General features: G+C 62.2%; 24 protein-coding genes. 9 read left to right on the top strand and 15 right to left on the bottom strand.

What is annotated here, in order from left to right:
- Positions 1–43 precede the first annotated feature (43 nt).
- Together AC1DZ8_RS20115 and AC1DZ8_RS20110 are read left to right on the top strand one after the other, a co-directional pair.
- Positions 44–1,453, top strand: coding sequence for a hypothetical protein (locus AC1DZ8_RS20115; RefSeq protein ID WP_477307433.1), 1,410 nt, complete (start codon positions 44–46; stop codon positions 1,451–1,453).
- Between the two features lie 68 nt (positions 1,454–1,521).
- On the top strand, positions 1,522–2,367 hold the full coding sequence (locus tag AC1DZ8_RS20110; protein ID WP_477307431.1) for a DUF1194 domain-containing protein: 846 nt from the start codon (positions 1,522–1,524) through the stop codon (positions 2,365–2,367).
- Positions 2,368–2,513: 146 nt separating this feature from the next.
- Here AC1DZ8_RS20110 and AC1DZ8_RS20105 read toward each other — a convergent pair whose 3' ends face one another.
- Positions 2,514–3,362 (bottom strand): hypothetical protein, encoded by an 849-nt coding sequence (locus tag AC1DZ8_RS20105; protein WP_477307429.1) that lies wholly within the window; start codon positions 3,360–3,362, stop codon positions 2,514–2,516.
- Between the two features lie 80 nt (positions 3,363–3,442).
- Here AC1DZ8_RS20105 and AC1DZ8_RS20100 point away from each other — a divergent pair, with 80 nt between their 5' ends.
- Positions 3,443–4,237: a class I SAM-dependent methyltransferase gene (locus AC1DZ8_RS20100; protein ID WP_477307427.1), complete on the top strand. Its 795-nt coding sequence runs from the start codon at positions 3,443–3,445 to the stop codon at positions 4,235–4,237.
- A gap of 49 nt (positions 4,238–4,286) precedes the next feature.
- Here AC1DZ8_RS20100 and AC1DZ8_RS20095 read toward each other — a convergent pair whose 3' ends face one another.
- From AC1DZ8_RS20095 to AC1DZ8_RS20085, 3 genes are all read right to left on the bottom strand, one after another.
- Positions 4,287–5,225, bottom strand: a complete 939-nt coding sequence (locus AC1DZ8_RS20095; protein ID WP_407941710.1) for a GlxA family transcriptional regulator — start codon at positions 5,223–5,225, stop codon at positions 4,287–4,289.
- A gap of 349 nt (positions 5,226–5,574) precedes the next feature.
- Positions 5,575–5,709: a hypothetical protein gene (locus AC1DZ8_RS20090; RefSeq protein ID WP_023681787.1), complete on the bottom strand. Its 135-nt coding sequence runs from the start codon at positions 5,707–5,709 to the stop codon at positions 5,575–5,577.
- A gap of 341 nt (positions 5,710–6,050) precedes the next feature.
- A complete protein-coding gene (locus tag AC1DZ8_RS20085) occupies positions 6,051–6,236 on the bottom strand; it encodes a hypothetical protein (RefSeq protein ID WP_023700331.1) in 186 nt (61 codons plus the stop codon).
- 203 nt (positions 6,237–6,439) lie between these two features.
- Here AC1DZ8_RS20085 and AC1DZ8_RS20080 point away from each other — a divergent pair, with 203 nt between their 5' ends.
- Complete coding sequence (locus tag AC1DZ8_RS20080; RefSeq protein WP_023670389.1) at positions 6,440–7,339, top strand: LysR substrate-binding domain-containing protein; 900 nt, start codon at positions 6,440–6,442, stop codon at positions 7,337–7,339.
- 60 nt (positions 7,340–7,399) lie between these two features.
- On the opposite strand, the gene AC1DZ8_RS20075 is transcribed toward AC1DZ8_RS20080, so the two are convergent.
- From AC1DZ8_RS20075 to AC1DZ8_RS20035, 9 genes are all read right to left on the bottom strand, one after another.
- Positions 7,400–8,365, bottom strand: coding sequence for an alpha/beta hydrolase (locus AC1DZ8_RS20075; protein ID WP_477307424.1), 966 nt, complete (start codon positions 8,363–8,365; stop codon positions 7,400–7,402).
- Between the two features lie 252 nt (positions 8,366–8,617).
- Positions 8,618–8,785, bottom strand: a complete 168-nt coding sequence (locus AC1DZ8_RS20070; RefSeq protein ID WP_477307422.1) for a hypothetical protein — start codon at positions 8,783–8,785, stop codon at positions 8,618–8,620.
- A 186-nt stretch (positions 8,786–8,971) separates the two neighbouring features.
- Positions 8,972–11,101, bottom strand: coding sequence for an ASKHA domain-containing protein (locus AC1DZ8_RS20065; protein ID WP_477307420.1), 2,130 nt, complete (start codon positions 11,099–11,101; stop codon positions 8,972–8,974).
- A complete protein-coding gene (locus tag AC1DZ8_RS20060; protein WP_477307418.1) occupies positions 11,052–12,026 on the bottom strand; it encodes a methyltetrahydrofolate cobalamin methyltransferase in 975 nt (324 codons plus the stop codon). The genes AC1DZ8_RS20065 and AC1DZ8_RS20060 overlap by 50 nt, the downstream gene beginning before the upstream one ends.
- 76 nt (positions 12,027–12,102) lie before the next feature.
- Positions 12,103–13,194 (bottom strand): methylenetetrahydrofolate reductase, encoded by a 1,092-nt coding sequence (locus tag AC1DZ8_RS20055; protein ID WP_477307416.1) that lies wholly within the window; start codon positions 13,192–13,194, stop codon positions 12,103–12,105.
- Positions 13,191–13,787 (bottom strand): methylenetetrahydrofolate reductase C-terminal domain-containing protein, encoded by a 597-nt coding sequence (locus AC1DZ8_RS20050; RefSeq protein ID WP_477307414.1) that lies wholly within the window; start codon positions 13,785–13,787, stop codon positions 13,191–13,193. Before AC1DZ8_RS20050 ends, AC1DZ8_RS20055 begins: the two co-directional genes overlap by 4 nt.
- On the bottom strand, positions 13,780–14,082 hold the full coding sequence (locus AC1DZ8_RS20045; RefSeq protein WP_477307412.1) for a virulence factor: 303 nt from the start codon (positions 14,080–14,082) through the stop codon (positions 13,780–13,782). The genes AC1DZ8_RS20050 and AC1DZ8_RS20045 overlap by 8 nt, the downstream gene beginning before the upstream one ends.
- A 192-nt stretch (positions 14,083–14,274) precedes the next feature.
- Entirely contained in the window at positions 14,275–15,057 is a 783-nt protein-coding gene (locus AC1DZ8_RS20040) for a formyl transferase (RefSeq protein WP_477307410.1), read from the bottom strand.
- A gap of 107 nt (positions 15,058–15,164) precedes the next feature.
- Entirely contained in the window at positions 15,165–15,740 is a 576-nt protein-coding gene (locus AC1DZ8_RS20035) for a DUF4893 domain-containing protein (protein WP_477307409.1), read from the bottom strand.
- Positions 15,741–15,875: 135 nt separating this feature from the next.
- On the opposite strand from AC1DZ8_RS20035, the gene AC1DZ8_RS20030 reads away from it, so the two are divergent.
- A complete protein-coding gene (locus tag AC1DZ8_RS20030; RefSeq protein ID WP_477307407.1) occupies positions 15,876–16,793 on the top strand; it encodes an NAD-dependent epimerase/dehydratase family protein in 918 nt (305 codons plus the stop codon).
- A gap of 3 nt (positions 16,794–16,796) precedes the next feature.
- Here the strand turns inward: AC1DZ8_RS20030 and AC1DZ8_RS20025 are convergent, their stop codons facing one another.
- Entirely contained in the window at positions 16,797–17,426 is a 630-nt protein-coding gene (locus AC1DZ8_RS20025) for a DUF1638 domain-containing protein (RefSeq protein WP_477307405.1), read from the bottom strand.
- Between the two features lie 65 nt (positions 17,427–17,491).
- On the opposite strand from AC1DZ8_RS20025, the gene AC1DZ8_RS20020 reads away from it, so the two are divergent.
- Positions 17,492–17,632, top strand: coding sequence for an entericidin A/B family lipoprotein (locus AC1DZ8_RS20020; protein WP_023670401.1), 141 nt, complete (start codon positions 17,492–17,494; stop codon positions 17,630–17,632).
- Positions 17,633–17,721: 89 nt separating this feature from the next.
- On the opposite strand, the gene AC1DZ8_RS20015 is transcribed toward AC1DZ8_RS20020, so the two are convergent.
- Complete coding sequence (locus AC1DZ8_RS20015; protein ID WP_027029468.1) at positions 17,722–18,420, bottom strand: corrinoid protein; 699 nt, start codon at positions 18,418–18,420, stop codon at positions 17,722–17,724.
- A 261-nt stretch (positions 18,421–18,681) separates the two neighbouring features.
- On the opposite strand from AC1DZ8_RS20015, the gene AC1DZ8_RS20010 reads away from it, so the two are divergent.
- The 3 genes from AC1DZ8_RS20010 to AC1DZ8_RS20000 all read left to right on the top strand — a co-directional run bounded on the left by AC1DZ8_RS20010 (position 18,682) and on the right by AC1DZ8_RS20000 (position 21,876).
- Positions 18,682–20,256, top strand: a complete 1,575-nt coding sequence (locus AC1DZ8_RS20010) for a trimethylamine methyltransferase family protein (protein WP_477307402.1) — start codon at positions 18,682–18,684, stop codon at positions 20,254–20,256.
- An 89-nt stretch (positions 20,257–20,345) separates the two neighbouring features.
- The gene (locus AC1DZ8_RS20005; RefSeq protein WP_477307400.1) at positions 20,346–21,032 is read left to right on the top strand and encodes a hypothetical protein; all 687 of its coding nucleotides are present in this window, start codon (positions 20,346–20,348) and stop codon (positions 21,030–21,032) included.
- Between the two features lie 106 nt (positions 21,033–21,138).
- Positions 21,139–21,876 carry a dienelactone hydrolase family protein gene (locus AC1DZ8_RS20000; RefSeq protein ID WP_477307398.1) on the top strand — a complete coding sequence of 246 codons (738 nt, stop codon included), beginning with the start codon at positions 21,139–21,141 and terminating at the stop codon, positions 21,874–21,876.
- Positions 21,877–21,937 lie beyond the last annotated feature (61 nt).

Genomic DNA, 21,937 nt, shown 5'->3' with positions numbered 1-21,937 from the left:
CGCTCGCTTTTGGGCGCGGATATTTGCTCGGGGGATCGCAATCATGCAATGGTTGACCGCGTTGCTGGCTTTTGCCACGACGATGCTGATATTCTCGATCATTGTCTCTACGTTGGTGGAGATGATCCATCGCATCTTTGGTCTGCGGAGTAAGGGTTTGCGGCTGATGCTGCAAAACCTCTACGACCGAGTTATCGAGCCGAGGTTGCAAGTCGCTGACAAGCTCAAGGCGGCAGACGCCAAGCCCGTAGCCGCAGACGAGACCTCAGGTACCACGAAAGACAAGGCAAAAGAGAAGACGGCGGCGAACAAATTCGCCGACATCATCATGGAAAACCGGGCTCTTCCGCCGGAGGGGTCCGATCCGAAGCGCGGGGTGTTCAGCAAGTTTCTGCACTGGCTGGTCGAGTCATCGATGATGACGGATATCCCGGTCGAAGTGTTCACACAAAAACTTGCCGACAATCGTATCGTCGCTGCCGCTGATACCGTGGCTGAAGATGTCGTGAAGGATATCGCCCAGAAGTACGAGGCATTCGGCAATGAGGCGTCAGCCTATTTCGAACGCAGAGCGCGCCTGTTTTCAGTGGTCCTGGCCTTTGTTGTGGCGTGGATGTTCTATGTTCAGCCGTATGAATTGGTGGTCACTTACATCAAGGATCCGGACTTGGCGCAGAATGTCGCCGCCCAAAACGTCAAAACATCCAACGAATATCAGGCTCTGACGGCAAAGCTCGATAGCTTGTCTCCAAATCTCGGCACGAACGATGCGAAGGACACGAAGGATCTGGAGGACGCAATCGGCGGTCTGGAAGCTGCCATTAAAGATGCGAACAAGAAAAATACGGAGCTTGCCAATCTAGGCGCGCCGGTCGGTTGGCCGGGAGCTTCGGACCATTTAGAGACGTGCGGCTGGACATTCTGGATGGGGCCAGCGGCTGTCGATCCGGTTGCTAAGAAAGAGTCAGACGATGCGAACGCCGCCGAGAAAGGTCCGGACGATCCCAACTATGTTCGGGATCTGACAAAGTTCTGTAGAGCAGAGTTGAATTTGGGGTTTGCCAAGCCGTCATTTGTGCTGCCGACGATCGCAAATGCTTTCTGGTTATTGGTGGGCGGTTTGCTTGTTGGACTCGGTGCGCCATTCTGGGCGCAGGCGGTGTCTTCGCTGACGGCAACCCGAGATGTAAGCCGTCGGATCGCCGAAATCGTTACACCTGGAAAATCCGCTGCAGCGGACGGATCTGTTCTTGAAAGCCTTGCATTGGCACCGCCGAAGACTCCGACGTCTGTCGCCACATTCCGGATATCGGGTACCGCAGAGAAAGCAGTAGCCGCAAAGAAGGCCATCGAGGATGCCGCGAACAAGGCCGCCAAGGATGACGCAGGCAAGACCACTGAGGTTGTGGTCGTTCCCGCTGCTAAAAAAGGTCGACGGAGGTTGCAAAAGTGAGCGCATAAGCTCGGCTTCTGGCCCAGCTTTTCCCTTTGTCAGCAACCGATTCTCGCTTACCTTGCGGCATGTCTGCTTTTTCTTGCGCAAGACATTTCCTCTCAGGCAGCGCCGCGCTGGCGCTGGGGCTCTGGCTGGCGTCAGCAGTTGACGCCGCCGAGCCGGTCGATGTCGAGTTGGTGCTGGCCGTCGACGTCTCGCTGTCGATGTCGCCGGCCGAACTCGAGATACAGCGTCACGGCTATGCCGCGGCGTTGACGCACGACAATGTGCTGCAAGCGATTGCCGACGGCGCCTATGGCAAGGTCGCGGTCACCTATGTCGAATGGGCGGGAGCGACCACGCAGGTGGTCGTCGTGCCGTGGACGGTGATCGCCAGCCGGGCCGATGCCGAGCGGGTTGCGGCGCAGCTTTCCGCCCATCCGCCGGCCAGCGCCCGGCGCACCTCGATTTCCGGCGCGCTGGAATTCGGCAGCGATCTTTTTGCTGAGAGCGGCTACCAGGGCACAAAGCGCGTCATCGACATTTCCGGTGACGGGCCCAACAATCAGGGCGCACCCGTCGACATCACCCGCGACGCGGTAGTCAAGCAAGGCATCATCATCAACGGCCTGCCGCTGATGACGCGCGGCGGCGGGTTCGGTGGCTACGACGTCAACAATCTCGACCGCTATTACAGCGATTGCGTTATCGGTGGGCCCGGCGCCTTCATGATCCCGGTCAATGACTGGACGCAGTTTCCCGAAGCCATCCGCCGCAAGCTGGTGCTCGAGCTGGCCGGCCCTGCTTCACCGCAATGGGCGCGGGAAGAGGCCGGGCATCCGCCGGTGGTGCTGGCGCAGGACCGGCCGACCGACTGCCAGGTCGGCGAAAAAATGTGGCGCGACCGCAGCTGGATGTTCGACGCTCACTAGAGCGTTTCACCGTTTCACGGAAACGGCGAAACGTTCTATCTCTTTGTTCTCACGCAATTCCCAAGGGAAAGCGCTTCGCGCTTTTCCCGGGAAAACCGCCCATACTTTTCCTGGAATTGCTTACCTTGGCTGGCAGACGATCGCCTTCAGGACAATGCGTTGCGGATCAGGCGGTCCAATGCGTCCGCCATGCGCGGCGGGGACGCGACTTCCCCAGCGTCGAGCGGAATCCTGCCAGGCGTCTTGTTGGCGTCCATCAGGTAGGTCTTGCCGTCATGTACGGCGAAGTCGAACTTGCCATAGTCGAAGCCCAATTCCTTGCGTCGACGGCGCAGGTCTTCAGGGACTGGGCAAATTTCGCTGCGAAACACCGTCGCGCCCTTGATGATGCGGTCGCGTGAGACGAAGCGACCGCAAAAATCATAGTCGCCGCAGAAGACCCAGTAGCGCAGGGCGAACCCGTCAGGCTCGATTTCAGGCAGGAACCGTTCGACCAGCAGGGCCGGGTCATCGAAAGCCGCTGGCGGCACCAGCGAAGGGCTTTCGAACACCTCATATTCCTTTATCACCAGGGCATCGGGGAACGGCGCGGACCTTCCTGCCCGCGTGGCGCGCGCGTTTATGCGTGCTTCCGGCAGGCCGCTGCAGTTCAGGTTGCCCTTGACGATGACCGGGCCTTTCCAGCCGTCACCTTGGATCACCCTGGCGACGCTGATACGGCGTTTCGAGATATCGCTTACACCGACATTCAGGCAAAGCGGGAAGCGTCGGCCATATTCGCTGTAGGCCGGTTCGACCAGCGTAGCGTCGACGTGAAGAATGGCCGCATCGCCCCTCGCGCGGCTCGATGGCCCTTTGGCGATCTCCCACGAATGACCGTGCCGGCGCAGTTCCTCGAGGATGCCGTGGATCATGTAGCTGCTCTGAGCGCGTCGGAAAATCTTGCGCTCGAGCAAGCGGTCATGCTCGTGCGTGATCACCACGATGTGCGCCATCTGGCCCCCCGGCCGCTTCCGTTTCAGCAAGTGGTAATATAAAGCCCTGTTCCGGGGAACTACAAAAGGGGGTGATCGGCATGTCCGACCTGTGGGCGCAAATCGGCAGAACCTGGGATCTGTTCAAGCCGCCGATGCGGCCGCATGCCGATGTCGTCGGCGTGCTGAGACGCGAGCTCGATACCGATGCGGCCGACCTGGCATTGCTTGGCGTCACGCCGGAATTCGCTCGGCTCGGCAGGAGTCTGGTTGCCGTCGATGCCAACCCGCATATGATCGGCGCGCTGTGGATCGGTGACGACGCCTCCAGAAAGGCGGTTGCCGGGAACTGGCTGGACCTGCCTTTGCCCGACAAGAGCCTCGACGCCATTGTCGGCGACGGTTGCCTTTCGGCGGTGACGACCGAGGCGCAGCGGCTGAAATGCCTTGAAGAAATGGCCCGTGTGCTGCGGCCCGGCGGCCGCGCCGGCATCAGGCTGTTTGCGCGGCCCAAGTCTGCGGAACCCCTCGAAGCCATCAAGGCCGACGCGCTTTCCGGTCGGGTCAGGGCGCTGGCCGAGATCGTTCTTCGCATTGCCTTGTCGCTGCCGGCTGCCGCGCCGGACTACGGCCTGAAGATGTCCGCCGTGTGGGACGCCATCGTCGACATGTTTGGTGACCGAACCGCCTTGATGGCGGCAGGCGGCTGGCAGCCGGACGATTTCGGCTTCATCAACCTCTACAAGGATTCCGACACGATCTGCTGCTGGCTGGGCGAGGACCTGCATGTGGCGGAAGCGTCGCGCTACTTCGAGGATGTCCGCCTCGTTGCCAGCGGCGATTATCCGGTGGCCGAGCGTTGTCCGGTCCTGGTCGTCAGGTCGCCACGCAAGTAGCTCGAACAGATCAAGGCGCGTCCGAGAGGACGCGCCGTACTGAAGAGCTTCAGGCGGCCAGCAGCTGCTTGCGGTCGACGCGCTCCTGCTGCGGCGAGCGGGCGTAGAGCTCGCGGTAGCATTTGGAGAAGTGAGAGGCCGAGACGAAGCCGCAGGCGACCGCCACTTCGACCACCGGCATCGACGACTGGATCAAGAGGTGCCGGGCACGGTCGAGGCGGATTTCGAGATAGTAGCGGGCAGGGGACCTGCCCATCTCGGTGCGGAACAGGCGCTCGATCTGGCGGCGCGACAGGTCGACATGGTCGGCGATCTCGATCAGCGACAGCGGCTCGGAGAGGTTGCCTTCCATCAGTTCGATGATGGTCAGCACCTTGGAGTTCTGCACGCCGAGGCGGGCGCGCAGCGGCAGGCGCTGGCGGTCGGTCGGGCTGCGCACGCGGTCGGTCAGCACCTGTTCGCAGACACGATTGACCAGATTGTCATCGAAATCGTCACCGATCAGCTTCAGCATCATATCGAGCGCTGCAGTGCCGCCGGCACAGGTGTAGATGTTCTGGTCGATTTCGAAGAGGTCGGCGAAGACATTGGCCTTCGGAAAAGCCTCGGAAAAGCCCGGCAGGTTTTCCCAGTGGATGGCGCAGCGCTTGTTGGAGAGCAGGCCGGCGGCGGCAAGGATATGCGCGCCGGTGCACAGGCCGCCGACGGCGACGCCTCTGTTGTATTCCTCGCGCAGCCAGGCGAAGGCCGACCTGTTCTGGTAGCGCTCGACATTCATGCCGCTGCAGACAATGGCCATGTTCGGCCGATCCGGCCCGGCCATCTTCTTGCGCTCTTCCTCGAGCGAGGTGTTGACCGCGCATTCGACGCCATTGGAGGCGCGCACCGGCTTGCCATCGATGCTGGCGAGGCGCCAGCAATAGGCCTCATAGCCGAGCATGCGATTGGCCGAGCGCAGCGGGTCGAGCGCCGTCGCAAAGGCGATCATGGTGAAGTCGGGGACAAGGAAGAATACAAACGATCGCTTGATCGGATGCTTTACGGCGTTCAAGGGAACCTCACGCAGCCATGGCGCGAACAGGATGTCGCGAACAGCATAGCGACATCAGGAAAAACCATTCCTGTCAATCGGCTAGGCGGCCAAGTGGCAACTAAATTTGCGACATGGGTCGCAAATGGGCAATTGTCCGGGATGACGGGCAAAGGCTGCCACCGGAATGAGCATCGCTATCCCGCAACATCGGCTTCAGAACGAAAAACGCCGCCTCGGTCAAACCGAAGCGGCGCTGTAATCGACTGTCGACAGCGGCAGGGAGCGCTGCGCGGTAGTCGTGATCTCAGGCGACGAAGCCGAGGCGCACCGCGTTCATGGCGCCGGTCTGGCCGGGCATGGTGTTGGCAAGGCGCTGGCGCTCGAGAGCGGTCGTCAGGTTCATTTCGCGGCGGGCAAAAAGGCGGGCAAAAAGCTTCATCATCATCTCCTATCGGTTGCTCAGACGGGTCGCCTTCGCTTGATGGAGTGGGGCAGCTCGTTTGCTGGCGCTGATATAGGCGTGTGTGAGCAGAAACTAAATCGCAAATGCGAAGCGCTTGAATGGAAATGCGACATCGATTGCGACATTTCTGGGCATTCTGCCTAAAATTTACGATTACTTACAACGTGTTAAGCGCGACATTAAGGCGTTATGCAACTTGCACATATGCGCCATGCAGTGGCAACATGGCTCTGAAATTCATTTGAGTACGAATAAAATAGAGAAGGCCTGCCGGGCTGGTCCGCGCGGCAGGCCTTCAGCACATGGTACACAATGGTTTACTTTGCTCCAGCCCAGGATCCGACGCCGTGGCGTGCACCGGTCTTGGTGTCGGCAGCTTCAGGCCAGCCGATGTCCTTCTGCAGTTCGATCGGCAGCGAGCGGATCGCACGTTCGGTCTGGAAGCGGGCGCGGGCCGCGCTGAACTCGGTCGCAAGCCGACCGATGGATGACAGGATAGACATTTCATTCTCCTTTGGTTGTGGCACGTCCCGCATGAACGCGTTCTGTTGCCGGGATATTCCGCACCGAATGCAGTTTTGTGTCAGGAGCTTTTCGACCCAGGGCACGTCCTGCCTTCGATGGAGTTGACTATCCTCCCAATCTGATGTTCAATCAAACGAAATGGAATGATGCTTCACATCAGAAAAATTGAAGGTCGATCCCGATGAACGCCCCACTCAATCATCCGCTGCCGCTGCTCGATCTCGACGTTTTGCGCACCTTCGTGGCCATTGCGGAGACCGGCAGCTTCACCACCGCGGCCAATGCGGTGTTCCGTACGCCGTCGGCGGTCTCCATGCAGATCAAGAAGCTCGAGGACATCCTCGGCCGCTCGGTCTTCGCGCGCGATGCGCGCTCGGTGACGTTGACCACCGATGGCGAGATGCTGCTCGGCTATGCCCGCAGGCTGTTGTCGATCAACCGCGAGGTGGTGTCCAAGTTCATCATCCCCGAGATCGTCGGTGTGGTGCGGCTCGGATCGCCGGACGACTACGGCGAGCGCGTGCTGCCACATGTCTTGAAGCGCTTCGCGCAATCGCATCCGTCGATTGCCGTCGACGTCACCATCGACCAAAGCAGCAATCTGCGCCGCCGCATGGACGACCGGGCGCTCGACATCACGCTGTTGACCAATTCCTACAAGACCAGCGCGCTCGGCGCCGAGGTGCTGCTGACGGAGCCGATCGTCTGGGCCGGCGCCAAGGGCGGCAGCGCGCATCTGCGCGAGCCTTTGCCAGTGTCGTTGTGGGAAGAGGGCTGCGCCTGGCGGGCCGGCGCGCTCGATGCGCTGAGCCGTGAGGGCCGCAACTACCGCATCGCCTATATGAGTGCGCATACGGCCGGCCAGCGCGCCGCCATCATGTCGGATCTCGCGGTTGCGCCGCTGCCGAAGTCGTTCCTCGGCAACGACATGGTCGAACTCTGCCCGAAGGACGGCATGCCCGATATCGGCACCTACAATCTGGCGATGGTGGTGTCGCCGGACGCCAGCGCGCCGGTCAAGGCCGTCGCCGACCATATCCGCGCGACCTTCGAGCTGTTCCGGGAAACCGGGAAGTTCTGATCTTCTTTATCTGACGCAATTCCGGACGGAAAACCGCTGCACACTTTTCCTGGAATTGCTCTATTCCGCTGCTTCGGCAGGGCGCGCCGCGAAGGCGGTTCGCGCTCTGCGCCGCGCAGTTGCGCGCCGCCTGGTGGGCTCACCGGCCAAGAAAGTGACGATGCTATCCCTGGCGCGGCGCGCCTCCGGCATCTCGATCAGCGGCCAGACGTGGAACATGCCTTCCTCGTAGACGACGTCGATATCGACGCCGGCAGCGCGCGCCTTTTTGGCGAAGATCAGATTGTCGGGACTGAGCAGGTCGTGCGAGCCGGTCAGAAGCAGGGTCTGCGGCAGCACCGAGAGGTCGCCGTAGAGCGGGCTGATGTGCCAGTCGCTGCGATCGATGCCGGCGCTGTACATGCGGATCGCCTCCAGCCCGCCTGATATACCGAGCCACGGATCGTTGCGTTCCGCCTCGAACACTTCCGGGTTGGACAGCGACATGTCGAGCCCGGGCGAAATCAGCACATGGCGCGAGGGCAAAGGCAGGCCTTCTTCGGCCGCCATCATGGTCAGCACCACGGCCATGTTGCCGCCGGCGGAATCGCCCATGAAGACGATGTCTTCGGCGTCCGTCTCATCCAGCATCTGCCGGTAGACGTCGCCGACCATGCCGAACATGGCGTGGAAATCGTGTTCGGGCGCGATGGGGTAGATCGGCACGGTGATGCCGAAACCCAGCCGTTCGGCCATCTCGGCGATCAGCCCCCAATGATAGGAGGTGATCTGGAAGACAAAGGCGCCGCCATGCATGTAGAGGATGCGCCGGCGCTCGCCGGCCTTCGGCCTGATCTCGTAGACAGGAAAACCATCGACGCTGCGCTCGGTGATATCGAGCCGTTCACGCAGCAATGCCGGCGGATGGTAGTCCTCGGTCTTGCGTGCATAGGCGATCCAGCGCTGCAGATTTTCCGGGCTGGCAAACGCCTTCTTCCGGCTATGCCGGAGTATGAAGGAAACGAGGTGACTTTTGAAACTGGGCATTCGAATACACAAGCTTGGCCGCAGCCGACTAAGAGAATTCCCCCACTATCTCGAACATCGTACCTCCAGCCGAAATGTCAAGAATTTGGCCCAACGCAACACGGTTGTTTGATCAACCGAGTTTGCAGTTTTCCCGCAAATGCGCTCAGCGCCGCGGCAGCAGCGCGGCGCGCAGCTTGATGTCGGTCGTCGCCGGGACCACGCGGCGGCCCCGGCGTTTGGTCAGCAATTTGCACTTGTCGGCGAAGGTCATCAGCGGCCCGAGCCCAGGATCAGGCGCGTCAGGTTGGCCTGGGCGTCGATGCGCGGCGACACGGGCCAGCCAAGGTCCTTCTGCACTTCGGGCGGCAGGCTGTTCATGGCGCGGACGGACTGGGCATGCTTGATGGCCGCACGAAAACGGCCGAGGCTGTTGAACATCGTCATTCTCCTTTGAAGCGTTGTGACGGCGGATTAGTCCGGCGCGCCATTCGATGTCCGTTAAATGCTTCACGTCTGTATCGGATGGATTGCGCCAAAACAGCGCTTCGGTTTCCAGATCGGTGCGATCTGGAAACATTTGCATACAAATGAAATTGAAAGAATTCGCCGGCCTTGGCGGCCGGCCTATTCCCGGCTGCGCCTGGCCGCGTGGCCCTCGCGGGAGCGCCGGCGCGGGGCGGCGTCGCCGGCAACGCCGTCTTCGCTGACCGTCTTGCGCGGCGGCAATTTCACCGCCGCCGACAGTTTCGGGAACGGGTCGACCTTGTTCGGCAGCGCCATGGCGTAGACGAAATGCTCCTGGAATTTCGGCTCAAGCGCTGTCTCGATCTTCTCGATGTGGCTGACCGTATCCTCGATCTCGCGGCGATACCCGCGGTTGAGCAGCGCCATGCGCGCGCCGGCGCCGGCGGCGTTGCCGACGGCTGACACCTTGTCGAGGTCGCAGTCCGGGATCAGGCCGAGCACCATGGCGTATTTCGGATCGATGAAGGAGCCGAAGGCGCCGGCGAAATGGATGCGGTCGACGTGCTCGGTGTTCTGCTTTTCCATCAAAAGCTTGGTGCCGGCATAGAGCGCCGCCTTGGCCAGCTGGATGGCGCGCACGTCGGTCTGGGTGATGGTGATCTTGGGTTCGCCTTCCTTCAACACATAGGAGAAGGTGCGGCCATTGGCGGTGACACGCGGCGAGCGCTTGGCCAGCGACCCGTCGACGACGCCATCCTCGGAGATGATGCCGGCGAGATACATCTCGGCGACGATCTCGATGATGCCGGAACCGCAAATGCCGGTGACACCGGTCGCCTGCACGCTGTCGAGGAAGCCCGGCTCGTCGGACCACAGTTCCGAACCGATGACGCGGTATTTCGGCTCCAGCGTGTCCGGGTCGATGCGCACGCGCTCGATGGCACCTGGGGCGGCGCGCTGGCCGCCGGAGATTTCGGCGCCCTCGAAGGCTGGGCCGGTCGGAGAAGAAGCGGCTACGACCCGCGCGCGGTTGCCGAGAACGATCTCGGCATTGGTGCCGACGTCGACGATCAGCATCATCTCGTCCTGGCGATGCGGGCCTTCCGACAGCGTAACGGCGGCCGCATCGGCGCCGACATGGCCGGCGATGCAGGGCAGCATGTAGAGGCGGGCGCCCTGGTTGAGCTTCAGGCCGATATCGGAGGCCTTGATGCGCACCGCACCCGAGACGGCGAGCGCGAAGGGGGCGCCGCCAAGCTCGGTCGGATCGATGCCGAGGAACAGATGGTGCATGATCGGATTGCCGACGAAGACGGAATCCAGGATGTCGTTGCGCTGGACATTGCCTTCGGCGCAGACCTTGTCGACGAGACCCGAGATCGCCTCGCGCACGGCGACCGTCATGCCTTCACGGCCGTCCGGGTTCATCATCACATAGGAGACGCGGCTCATCAGATCCTCGCCGAAGCGGATCTGGGGGTTAGACGTGCCCGAGGAAGCGGCGACGCGGCCTGACAGCAGCGACACCAGATGCATCGCGATTGTGGTCGAGCCGATGTCGCAGGCCAGTCCATAGGCCTCGTTCTTGAGGCCAGGCCACAGCGCGATGACGCGGGCGATGTCGCTCTCGGCATCCTTGTGGATGGCGGCGGTCGCGGTCCAGTTGCCCTTGCGCAGTATGCCTTGCACCTGCGGCATCAGATAGAAATCGAATTCGAGGTTTTTAAAGCCCCAATCCTTCATCAAGGCGATCTTCAGGCGGTCGAGATCGCCAAGCGGCTTGTGCATGTCGGGTTCTTCGATCTCGACATAGCACATGCGGATCGCCGCATCGCGGGCGATGACGCGGGTGTCGGCATCCTTGCGGATGGTCTGCGCGTTGATGACCGTGTCCTGCGGCACGTCGATGACGAGGTCGCCGAGGATTTGCGCCGAGCACGAGAGGCGGCGCCGTTCGGGCAGGCCGCGGACGCGCTCGTAGCGCTCTTCCTTGGCGCCCTTCTGCGAAATGTGGTCGTTGGACGAGACGATCTTGTGCTTGGCGAAATTGCCTTCCTGCACCTCGATCTGGCAGCGTCCGCAGGTGGCGCGGCCGCCGCAGACGCTTTCGACATAGACGCCGAGCTGGCGCGCGGCATCGAGCACCGATGTGCCAACGGGAAACCGCCCGCGCTTGCCTGACGGCATGAACAGCACGAGCGGATCGGTAATGTTTGCAGGCGAGTTCACGATTGCGCGCTTATCCTCGACCCATCCGGGCTTCGCGACCGCCACGGCGGCGGCCACCATTGGCAGCAGCGTCGCCCGGCGCGTTGACGGCCGTGGGTGCAGCTACCGCCTGGCCACCTTCGGCCGGCTTGTAGTCCTTGTAGGTCCTGATCCAGTTGGTGCAGTTTTCGTCGGTGCCGTTCAGCACATTGGCGCCGCGCACGGCTTCCATTTCCTGCGGGCGCACCGGGTTCATGATGGCGCTCGTCATGCCGGCGCCGATCACCATGGGGATGAAGGCGGCGTTGATGCCGTGGCGGTGCGGCAGGCCGAACGAGATGTTGGAGAGGCCGCAAGTGGTGTTGACCTTGAGCTCTTCGCGCAGACGGCGCAGCAGCGCGAACACCTGGCGGCCGGCATCGCCCAGCGCGCCGATCGGCATCACCAGCGGGTCGACGACGACGTCATGCGCCGGGATGCCGAAATCGGCGCAGCGCTCGACGATCTTCTTGGCGACGGCAAAGCGGACGTCCGGATCCATCGAAATGCCGGTCTCGTCATTGGAGATGGCTACGACCGGGACGTTGTACTTCTTGACCAGCGGCAGGATGGCTTCGAGCTTTTCTTCCTCGCCGGTGACGGAGTTGACCAGCGGGCGGCCCTTGGCGACCTTGAGAGCGGCCTCGATGGCGGCGGTAACGGAGCTATCAATCGACAGCGGCAGATCGACCAGGCCCTGCACGATCTCCAGCGTCTGCACGAGAAGGCCGGGTTCGGTCTCGTTAGGATTGACCGAGGTGACGCCGGCATTGACGTCGAGCATGGTGGCGCCGCAGGCGGCCTGTTCCAGCGCGTCCTTGATGACGGTCTCGAAATTGCCGGCGATCATCTCGGCGGCCAGCTTCTTGCGGCCGGTCGGGTTGATGCGCTCGCCGATGACGCAGAAGGGCTGGTCGAAGCCGATGATGATCTCTCGTGTCGCCGAGGCGACGATGGTCCGGGTCATGAAGTCTCTCCGCCTGATATAAAGTGCTTCTTCATATCGTGTCTGGTTTCGTTCCAGGTCTGGTGCTCGGCCGGGCTTAGTGCGCGGTCTTTACCATGTCCACCTGTGTTTCGGTAATCTCGTCATGCAATATGCGGTCGAGCCGGTCGGCGACCATCTGGTCGTCGTGGCGAATCTCACGTTTCCACGGCTGGCGGCCCTTCAGCACGCCTGATTCATCGACGATCTCGGCGACATACTCCTCCTGGCGGTAGGCCATCACATGGATGCCGGAGACGCCCGGGATTTCCTTCACCTCGTTGATGATGTCGGTGCAGAGCTGCTTGCCTTCCTTCTTCTGGTCCTGCGCGCCTTCCAGCCGCTTGATGATCGCGTCCGGAATATGGATGCCGGGCACGTTAGAGCGGATCCATTTGGCCGTCTTGGCCGAGGCCAACGGGCCGACGCCACACAGGATGAAGACCTTTTCGGTATGGCCGAGATCGCGCGCCTTCTGCATGAAGGTTCTGAACATCGGCACGTCGAAGCAGTACTGCGTCTGCACGAACTGGGCGCCGGCGGCGATCTTCTTGCCGAGATGGATCGGGCGGAAGTCGAAGGGCGGCGCGAACGGATTGACGGCGGCGCCGAGGAAAATCTGCGGCGGCGTCGTCAGCTTGCGGCCGGACAGGAACTTGCCGTTGTCGCGCATGATGCGGCAGGTTTCGAGCAGCGACATCGAATCGAGGTCGAACACCGGCTTGGCGCCGGGCTGGTCGCCGGCCTGCACGCCGTCGCCGGTGAGGCACAGCATGTTGGCGACGCCCATCGCGGCACCACCCAGCACATCGCCCTGGATGGCGATGCGGTTCTTGTCGCGGCAGGCGATCTGCATGATCGGGGCGTAACCCATGCGGGTCAAAAGCGCGCAGATGCCGACGGACGACATGTGGCAGTTGGCGCCGGAGGCATCGACCGCATTGATCGCGTCGACCCAGCCGTCGAAGATCTTCGCCCTGTTGTAGACGTCTTCGGGATCGGCGCTGTCGGGCGGGTTGAGCTCGGTGGTCACGGCGAATTCGCCACGTCGCAACACGCGCTCCAGCCGGCCGCGGGAGGAGTGACCGGGCAAGGGATCGAGCGGCAGATGGATGCCGGCCGGGTTCTCGTCGCGCTGGCGGGCGATCATGCGGCGGCTCCGGGTTTGGCATTGGCCGCGGCTTCGCGGGCTGCTGCCGACTGCGCTGTCACCCGCAGCCAGGCCGATGTTTCGCGCAGCGACTGGTCGACCGGCTTCTGCACGGTCAGGATCTTGTCGCCATGCTCCATGTTTTGCGAGCCTTCCCAGGCCTTGACCCAGACGCACGGCATATCGGGCTCGACCTCGCAATTGCCGTTGGCGCGCACGCCGCCGCAAGGGCCGTTGCGCAGCTGCTTGGGGCAATTCATGGGGCACGACATGCCGGTCGACGACAGGATGCACTGGCCGCACATGCGGCAGTCGAACATGAAGCCTTTGACGCGCTTCTCGACGAACTTGACCGGGGCTTCGACCCGCCCGTAGCCGAGGCCTTTCCACAAAGGATGGAGAAGCAGGAACATGTCGGCGAATCTGGAGTAGAACCATTCGAGCAATCGCGAGTGCCGAATGGACCATAATCTGACTGCAAACGAGCGCTGCACCCGCCGCTGCGGCGACACATCGGCCGGCTTGTAGTCGGATTTCGGCGCTGCCTTCTTGACCAGGGTGGCCTGGGTAACCGCCGGTTGCGTCTCAGACATGTTCTTTCCCGCCCGCCTTGACCAGAGCGACCAGCCGCTCGCGGTCGTATTTCGCATCGAGCTCCTGAAAGGCCTTCTCGACCTCGGCTTCGAGATCGTCGCCGACCGGGACCGGTTCGGCCTTGCGCCATTCGGCGAGGTAATCGTCGGTGCCGCCAGCGCCGGTGCGCATGGCGCACATGTCGATCGCCTCGGTGAAACGCAGCGGCAGTTCGCGCTTGGCGTTCTGCCGGCCTTTCTTGACGATGACCTGGGCTGGGATGTCGCGCCAGTAGACGACGATCAGATCGGCCATGAATTCTCACTCCCTGCCGAGCGCGGTGCGTCCGCTTGGACGCATGAAGGACGCTCGACCACTCTATTCAGCAGGAGCGAGCATTGCCGGATGCGCAGTGGGGCTGCTTGTTATGGGACGACGCGCGCGCATTCAAAAGCGACGCTATTGGGAGTCGCAAAAAGAAAGGCGAGATTCGCGGGCGAAACCCGACTACCAGACCCGCTTCGTGAGGCCGGTCCAGAGATAGAACCAGATCGTCGGGTGGTACCATTGTTTCGACGGCAGGCTGGGGTCGATCGTGACAAGTTTGCCGGCCAGCGCATCGCGGACCGCCTCGACGCAGATGTCGCGCGAGAACGCCGCCTGGCGCAACGCATAGCTCGAAATGGTGTCGCCGGGCTCAGGTTTGCCGCGCGCCTGTTTCAGCACGCCGCCCGTGTCGACGCCGGCATCGACCAGATGAACGGTGGTGCCGAAATTCTGGGAATCGCCGGAAGCCAGCGCCCAGTAGCCGCCATTCATACCGCGGTATTTCGGCGCGATGCCGGCGTGATAGTTGAGCACCGGACTTGATATTTTCGCCAGCGTTTGCCGGGACAAGAGCCGGCAGCCGGCAAGCAGCACAACGCCCGGCCGGATATCGGTGATCGCCCGCAGGCAATCCGGCGCGTTGGCCGAAGAGACGTGGATGATCTTTTGTCCCGGCTTCGGCTCGGTCTCAAGTTTCTGTTCGGCAATCAGCCGCGCCGCATGGCCGGTGAAAAAGCGTTTGCCGAGCCTGGTCAGCACCATCGTGCCGAGCTGGCCAATGGCTAGAAGCCAGCCCTGGCGGCGAGCGCGGCCGAGCAGCAATTGCTTTTTGGATTCAGGGCTTTCGAGGATGACGCTGACAGGGCCGAGGCGGTCGGCGATGGCGTTGACGATGGCCCAGATGTGCGGCCCGCCTTCGGTGACGACGACGATTGCGGCATTGTTCTTGTCAGCTGAAGCCATGGCGCGCCTTCTTGCGGGCGCGCACCCATCTGCCGTGTGTCGCCCGGCTGAACTTTGTGCCGACGCCGGTTAAATCTTGATGACCGTGCCCGTGAGAGGCCCGTGGATCAGCGCTTCAATTCCATGATGTCGAGATGTGATTCGTAGTAGGGCGCCGGGAATTCGATGCGCCATGCATTGGCGCTGTTGCGGAAAGCATAGCCGACCTGGTCGCTTTCCGGGCCGCTGCCATAGCGCTTCGGCTTGTTGTCATTGACATAACCGGAACCGAGATAGATGGAGCGCTTTTCGCTATCATCGAAGAAACGCCCGGTGGTGCGCTGCGAGCCGCTGATCTTTTCCAGCCGCCAGCCTGAGCCGTCGTCGCTCACCTTGCATTTGAACCAGCCATAGATGACCAACGGGCTGATGCCGCCAGCCTTGATGGTGCGGCATTGCCAGTTGCCGGTCAGATCCTTGTCGGAAAAGGCCACCAGCGGCTTCGCCAGCAACGCGTCGAGCTGGCTGACTTCTGCGGGGTCACCCGCTTTCGCCTCGGCCAGGGCCGCCTTGCGGGTCTCGCCATATTTGTCGAGGCGCACCTTGTCGGCCGGCGTGATGACCTTCTGCACCTCGCCGTCGGCGTGAGCGGGCAGAGAGAGGCAGATGAGGCCAAGGACGGCGATCAGAGGACGAAGGATCATGTGGGACTCCCTGGCTATGAAATGGCAGTTGGTGTCTGCAGCGACGATCCGGCCGGCTAATACCGGCTTTATGGTGTCGTCCGCTGCTGTCATCCGTGCTTAACAGCCTCACTGTCAAAAATCATGGTGCGCCGAATGAGAATCTTGCTCACGGGGTCGTCTGGCTGGCTGGGCCTAACGCTGGCGCCACTCTTGCGCAGCCTTGGTCACGATGTCACCGGGCTTGATCCCGTCGCCTCGACCGAGACGCGTGTTGTAGGCTCGATCGCCGATCGTGAGCTGGTTATGCGGACCGTCCAGGACAACCGGATCGAGGCGATCATCCACAGCGGCGCGCTGCACAAGCCCAACATCCAGAGCCGTGCCAACAGCGATTTCGTCGCCACCAACGTGCAGGGTACGCTCAACCTGCTTGATGCCGCCGTTGCCTTCGGTGTTCAGAGCTTCGTCTTCACCTCGACGACATCGCTGATGATCTCGCAAACCATTCGCGACGGTTTCAAAGGCGGCGCCCGCAGGGCTGCCTGGCTGACGGAGGCGATGTCGCCCGAGCCGCGCAACATCTACGGCGTCACCAAGCTTGCGGCCGAACATCTGTGCCGGCTCTATCATATCGAGCACGGCCTGCCGGTGGTGGTGCTGCGCACGGCGCGCTTCTTTCCCGAGGCCGACGACATGGCTGATGCAATCGAGCAATCGGACGCCAACACCAAGGCCAATGAGTTGCTCTTCCGTCGGCTGACGGTGGAGGATACGGCTGAGGCTCATGTTGCGGCGCTGGCAAAGGCACCGCAACTGGGCTTCGACATCTTCATCGTTTCGGCGCCGACGCCGTTCGGGCCCGATGATTGCGAAGCGCTGATTGCCCACGCGCCGTCTGTGGTCGAGCGCTATTTCCCGGACTACCCGGCGCTCTACGCGCGAAAAGGCTGGACGATGTTTTCCTCCATTGACCGCGTCTACGACGCATCGCGGGCGAGGGACAGGCTGGGTTTTGTCTGCAGGACGAGCTTTGCCGACGTACTGACGTCGCTGGCTGTGGAATTGCCTTGACCGTTAGGCGTGTGCGGCGGCCTGCGCCAACCCAGCCGTCAGATCGCCATAGCCGGTCGAGCGGCGCTCATAGGCGAGACCAAGCAGGGCTGCGGCCTTCTCGGCAACCTTGTCGAGCTCCGGATCGTCGGTCTGGGCGATGTAGACCAGCTTCTCGTAGTTGCCGAAATAGTCCTTGATCAGCTCGGGATGCTTGTCGAGGCCAAGCGGCTTCATGAAGAAGGCATCGAACTGGCGGCAGAGGAAATCGGTCATGTAGAACGACATCATGTCGTCGTCGGCGACCTTCGCGTACGCATCCATGCCCTGGTAGAAGGCAAAGCAGTGCGGGCCGGCCATGCGCTCGACGCCGTGCTTCTCCAGCACCCGGTCAAGCATGCCGCCAGTGCCGCAATCGGCATAGCCGACGAAGATGTTGCTATAGCCGTCCGCCTTGGCCTTCTCGATCGCCTTGTCCATGGCCGGCGCGATGCGGTCGGGGTAGAAATGGAACTCCGCCGGCAGGCAGGTCAAGTCGAGATGGTCGAGCTTGAGCTGCTCCTTGACGGCCAAAACTTCGCGCGCGATCATTCCGCAGGCGATGACCAGCAGCCTGTCGTCTTGATTCGGTTTCGTTTTTTGTTTCCTGGCCATGGAACCTGGTCGAAGCGGCCTTCGTTGCTGTGGGGCGAATCTATCGAGAGAGGGATAAACCGTCCATGAAACTGTTACGCGTTGCGCCGATCGCAATCCTTGCTTGCGTCCTGGCTCTTACGGCCTGTGCCAACACCGTTCGCGGTGTCGGCCGGGATATCAAATCGACCGCGAAAGCCGTCGACGACACCGTCACCAAACCCTGACGCCGCTATCCGTTCCAATAGCTGGGAACAAAAAAGCCGCGCTGCAAGGCGCGGCTTTCGATTGTTGGCCAGACGCCTTGCTGAAAAGATCAGGCTGAAGCGCGCACGTTGTGCTTGCGCTTCATGAAGTCCTTGGCGGTCTCGACCGCCACCGCCGCGTCGCGGCAATAAGCGTCGGCGCCGACGGCCTTGCCGAATTCCTCGTTGAGCGGCGCGCCGCCGACCAGCACGACGTAGTCGTCGCGAATGCCCTTTTCCTTCATCGTGTCGATGACGACCTTCATGTAGGGCATGGTCGTGGTCAAAAGCGCCGACATGCCGATAATGTCGGGCTGGTGCTGCTCGATGGCGTCGAGGTATTTCTCGACCGCATTGTTGATGCCGAGGTCGATGACGTCGAAGCCGGCGCCTTCCATCATCATGCCGACGAGGTTCTTGCCGATGTCGTGAATGTCGCCCTTGACGGTGCCGATCACCATCTTGCCCTGCTTGGGCGCGCCGGTGGCGGCGAGCAGCGGGCGCAGGATGAACATGCCGGCCTTCATGGCATTGGCCGACAGCAGCACTTCCGGCACGAACAGGATGCCGTCGCGGAAATCCTCGCCGACGATGCGCATGCCTTCGACCAGCGCCTCGGTCAGCACCTTGTAGGGCACCCAGCCGCGCTCGAGCAGGATGTTGGTGCCTTCCTCGATCTCTTCCTTCAGCCCGTCATAGAGATCGTCGTGCATCTGCTGCACCAACTCGTCGTCGGAAAGCTCGGAGAGGATGATCTCGTCGTCGGACATTTTTCTCAGGCTCCTTGCCGCGCGGGATAAGATCGCGGCGGCTCAAATTTATCGCGTCAATACCTAACCCGGCGGGGGCGTGTATCCATAGCTGATTTGCGACTTCCCGCAAAAGGAAAGCGACCGCAAATCTATTGGAATTCTTGTCGATTTTGCGACAGGCGTTGGCGCTGGCGGGCCGTTTCCAATAGGGTGCATGGCTACGATCCGGGCGAGAAGCCGCGATATGCGGCCGCAAACGGTTTTTTAGGGAAAACGATCATGAGTGAGAACGCGTCAGTCGACCAGGAAGCGTCCAATGCGCGACGCGGGCGTGCGGCCAGCGGCGGCGCGGCGGCAAGGCGCGCGGCGCGCTCGGGCGGCGGACCGGGCACGCAGCTCACCTACATCAAGCGCAAGATCAACATTTATGAGGTCCTCAACGAGGAAGGCCTGGCGATCATCGAAAACAACACCGACACGGTGCTGGAAGAGATCGGTATCATCTTCCGCGACGACGCCGAGGCGCTGCAACTGTGGAAAGAGGCCGGCGCCGACGTCAAGGGCGAGCGCGTGCATTTTCCCAAGGGCCTGTGCCGCTCGTTGCTCAAGACCGCGCCGCCCATCTACACCCAGCATGCGCGCAATGCCGAACGTTCGGTGCAGATCGGCGGCAACGCCACCGTCTTCGCACCGGTCTACGGCCCGCCCTTCGTGCGCGATCTCGACGGGGTCAGGCGCTATGCCACGATCGAGGATTTCCAGAATTTCGTGAAGCTCGCCTATATGGCGCCGTCCATCCACCATTCGGGCGGCACGGTGTGCGAGCCGGTCGACGTGCCGGTCAACAAGCGCCATCTCGACATGGTCTATTCGCACATAAAATATTCCGACAAGCCGTTCATGGGTTCGGTGACCGCGCCGGAGCGGGCCGAAGACACGGTTGCCATGGCCAAGATCGTGTTCGGCGACGATTTCGTTGAAAACAACACCGTGCTGACCAGCCTGATCAACGCCAACTCGCCGATGGTGTTCGACGAAACCATGCTCGGCGCGCTGAAAGTCTATTCGCGCCACAACCAGGCCTGCATCGTCACGCCGTTCATCCTTGCCGGCGCGATGAGCCCGGTGACGGTCGCCGGCACGCTGACGCAGGTGCTGGCCGAAGTGCTGGCCGGCGCCTCGTTCACGCAGCTGATCCGTCCGGGCGCGCCGGTATTGTTCGGCACCTTCGCCTCGTCGATCTCGATGCAGTCGGGCGCGCCGACCTTCGGCACGCCGGAACCGTCGCTGGTATCTTATGGCGCCGCACAGCTGGCGCGCCGGCTCGGCCTGCCGTTCCGCACCGGCGGCTCGCTCTGCGCCTCCAAGGTTCCGGACGCACAGGCAGCCTATGAGAGCGCCAACACGCTGAACTCGACCATTCTGGCCGGTACCAATTTCGTGCTGCATTCGGCCGGCTGGCTCGAAGGCGGGCTCGCCTCCTGCTACGAAAAATTCATGATGGACATCGACCAGCTCGGCATGCAGCAGAAGTTCGCCGAAGGTGTCGACCTGTCGGAAAACGGCCAGGCGATGGACGCCATCCGCCAGGTTGGTCCAGGCAGCCACTATCTTGGCTGCGACCACACGCAGGCGAATTTCCAGACCGCCTTCTACCGCTCCAGCATCGCCGACAACAATTCCTACGAGCAGTGGCTGGCCGAAGGCGAAAAGACCGCACCGCAACGCGCCAACGATCTCGCCCGCCGCTGGCTGGAGAGCTACGAGGCGCCGTATCTCGATCCGGGTATCGACGACGGGTTGAAGGACTACATCGCGACGAAGAAGGCGTCGATGGCTGACGCCTTCACTTGAAAGGAGCCCGAGTCAGGCGGGGCTAAAGTCGCCAACATCATCCACAAGGAAGTCTGGCGGAGCGCTTTCTCCGACCCGGACCAGAAGGGATGATTGCGCGCGGCACCGCTGACGAGATAGCGGCCGCGCTTTCCGCCAACGGCCTCATTCTTCGCGGCGGGTTCAACTTCGCGGCAGGCGAGGAGGTTCCCCTTGCCGTTTCAGGCGCAGCCGCCAAGTCAACCCTTCTGGTCGGACAGGCGGGTGCGGCACCCTGGTTGCATTTCCAGCGCTGGCGCGAACGGCAACCGGAGGTCATCGCCAACCCGCTCGACACATGGTCGCGCGAGGTGATCGGCGCGGTTGCGGAAAAATTTGGCGCGCGCGCGGTTTCGCCATCCGACAAGCCGTATTTGCCGTTCCAGCAATGGGCGATGCGGGCCGAAGGGCTGAAACCGTCGCCGCTCGGTATTCTCATGCATCCGAAATACGGGCTCTGGCACGCCTATCGCGGCGCGCTGCTGTTCGAGGATGCGATCGCGCTTCCGGAACCTCGCGAGGTGATTCACCTTTGCGACGCATGTGTCGAAAAACCTTGCCTGAAATCCTGTCCGGTGGATGCCTATTCCGTGGACGGCTTCGCCTATGAGGCGTGCCTGGCGCATGTGCGGGGAGCGAATGGCGAACCGTGTCGGGGCGGTGGCTGCCTCGACCGCAACGCTTGTCCGTATGGCACGGCCTATCGCTATCCCCCTGAGGTTCAGGCCTTTCACATGGCGAGCTTTGCCGGCCTCTAGCGGGGTGTTAAGCGCCCGCACAGAATGTTGAACGCAATTGTCAGGGAACAGCTTGCCCTGACAATGCCTGCGGATATGTATCGCACGACAGTCAACGGAGCGGGCCATGGCGAAGCAGGACATTGAGATAAAGACCGAGGACGGCGTTGCGACAGCGGGGTTGTTCCGTCCGGCGGCCGCTTCCCCGGCCAAGGCCGGCATCATTCTCTACATGGACGCTTTCGGCCCGCGGCCGGCGCTCGACGCAATGGCGGAGCGGCTTGCAGGCGAGGGCTACGCGGTGCTGATGCCGGATCTTTTCTATCGCAAGGCACCCTACGGGCCGTTCGAGCCCAAGACCGCTTTCGTCGTGGAGGAGACCAAGGTCGCGCTGACGGCGTTGGTCCATGGCACGACACAGGACATGACCATCCGCGATAGCGGGGCGTTTCTCGACACGCTCTCTGCTGAAGGTGTCACCGGACAGGTCGGCACCGTCGGTTACTGCATGGGCGGGGCGCGGGCCTTGAATGCGGCTGCAACCTATCCCGACAGGATCAAGGCCGCCGCCAGCTTCCACGGTGGCAATCTGGCAAGCGATGCCGCCGACAGTCCGCACCGCAAGGCTGCCTCGATCAAGGCGCGCGTCTATGTCGGAACATCGGGAGTCGATCGCAGCTTTCCGCCGGAGCAATCAGCGCGGCTGGCTGAGGCGCTGCGCGTGGCGGAAGTCGACCATGCCATCGAAAACTACGCCGGCATGGCGCATGGCTGGTGCGTTTCGGACCACAGCGTCTTCAACGCCACCGGCGCCGAGCGTCACTGGAAGCGATTGACGACACTGTTCGCCGAGACGCTGATCTAACGAGGCGTTGCCTGCAGTCGCAACGAACGGGTAGAGACTGCACGATTGGCGCGGCCTGCCA

It is taken from the genome of Mesorhizobium sp. P2_F7, assembly GCF_056403695.1.
This window is presented reverse-complemented; position numbering and strand designations above follow the sequence as displayed.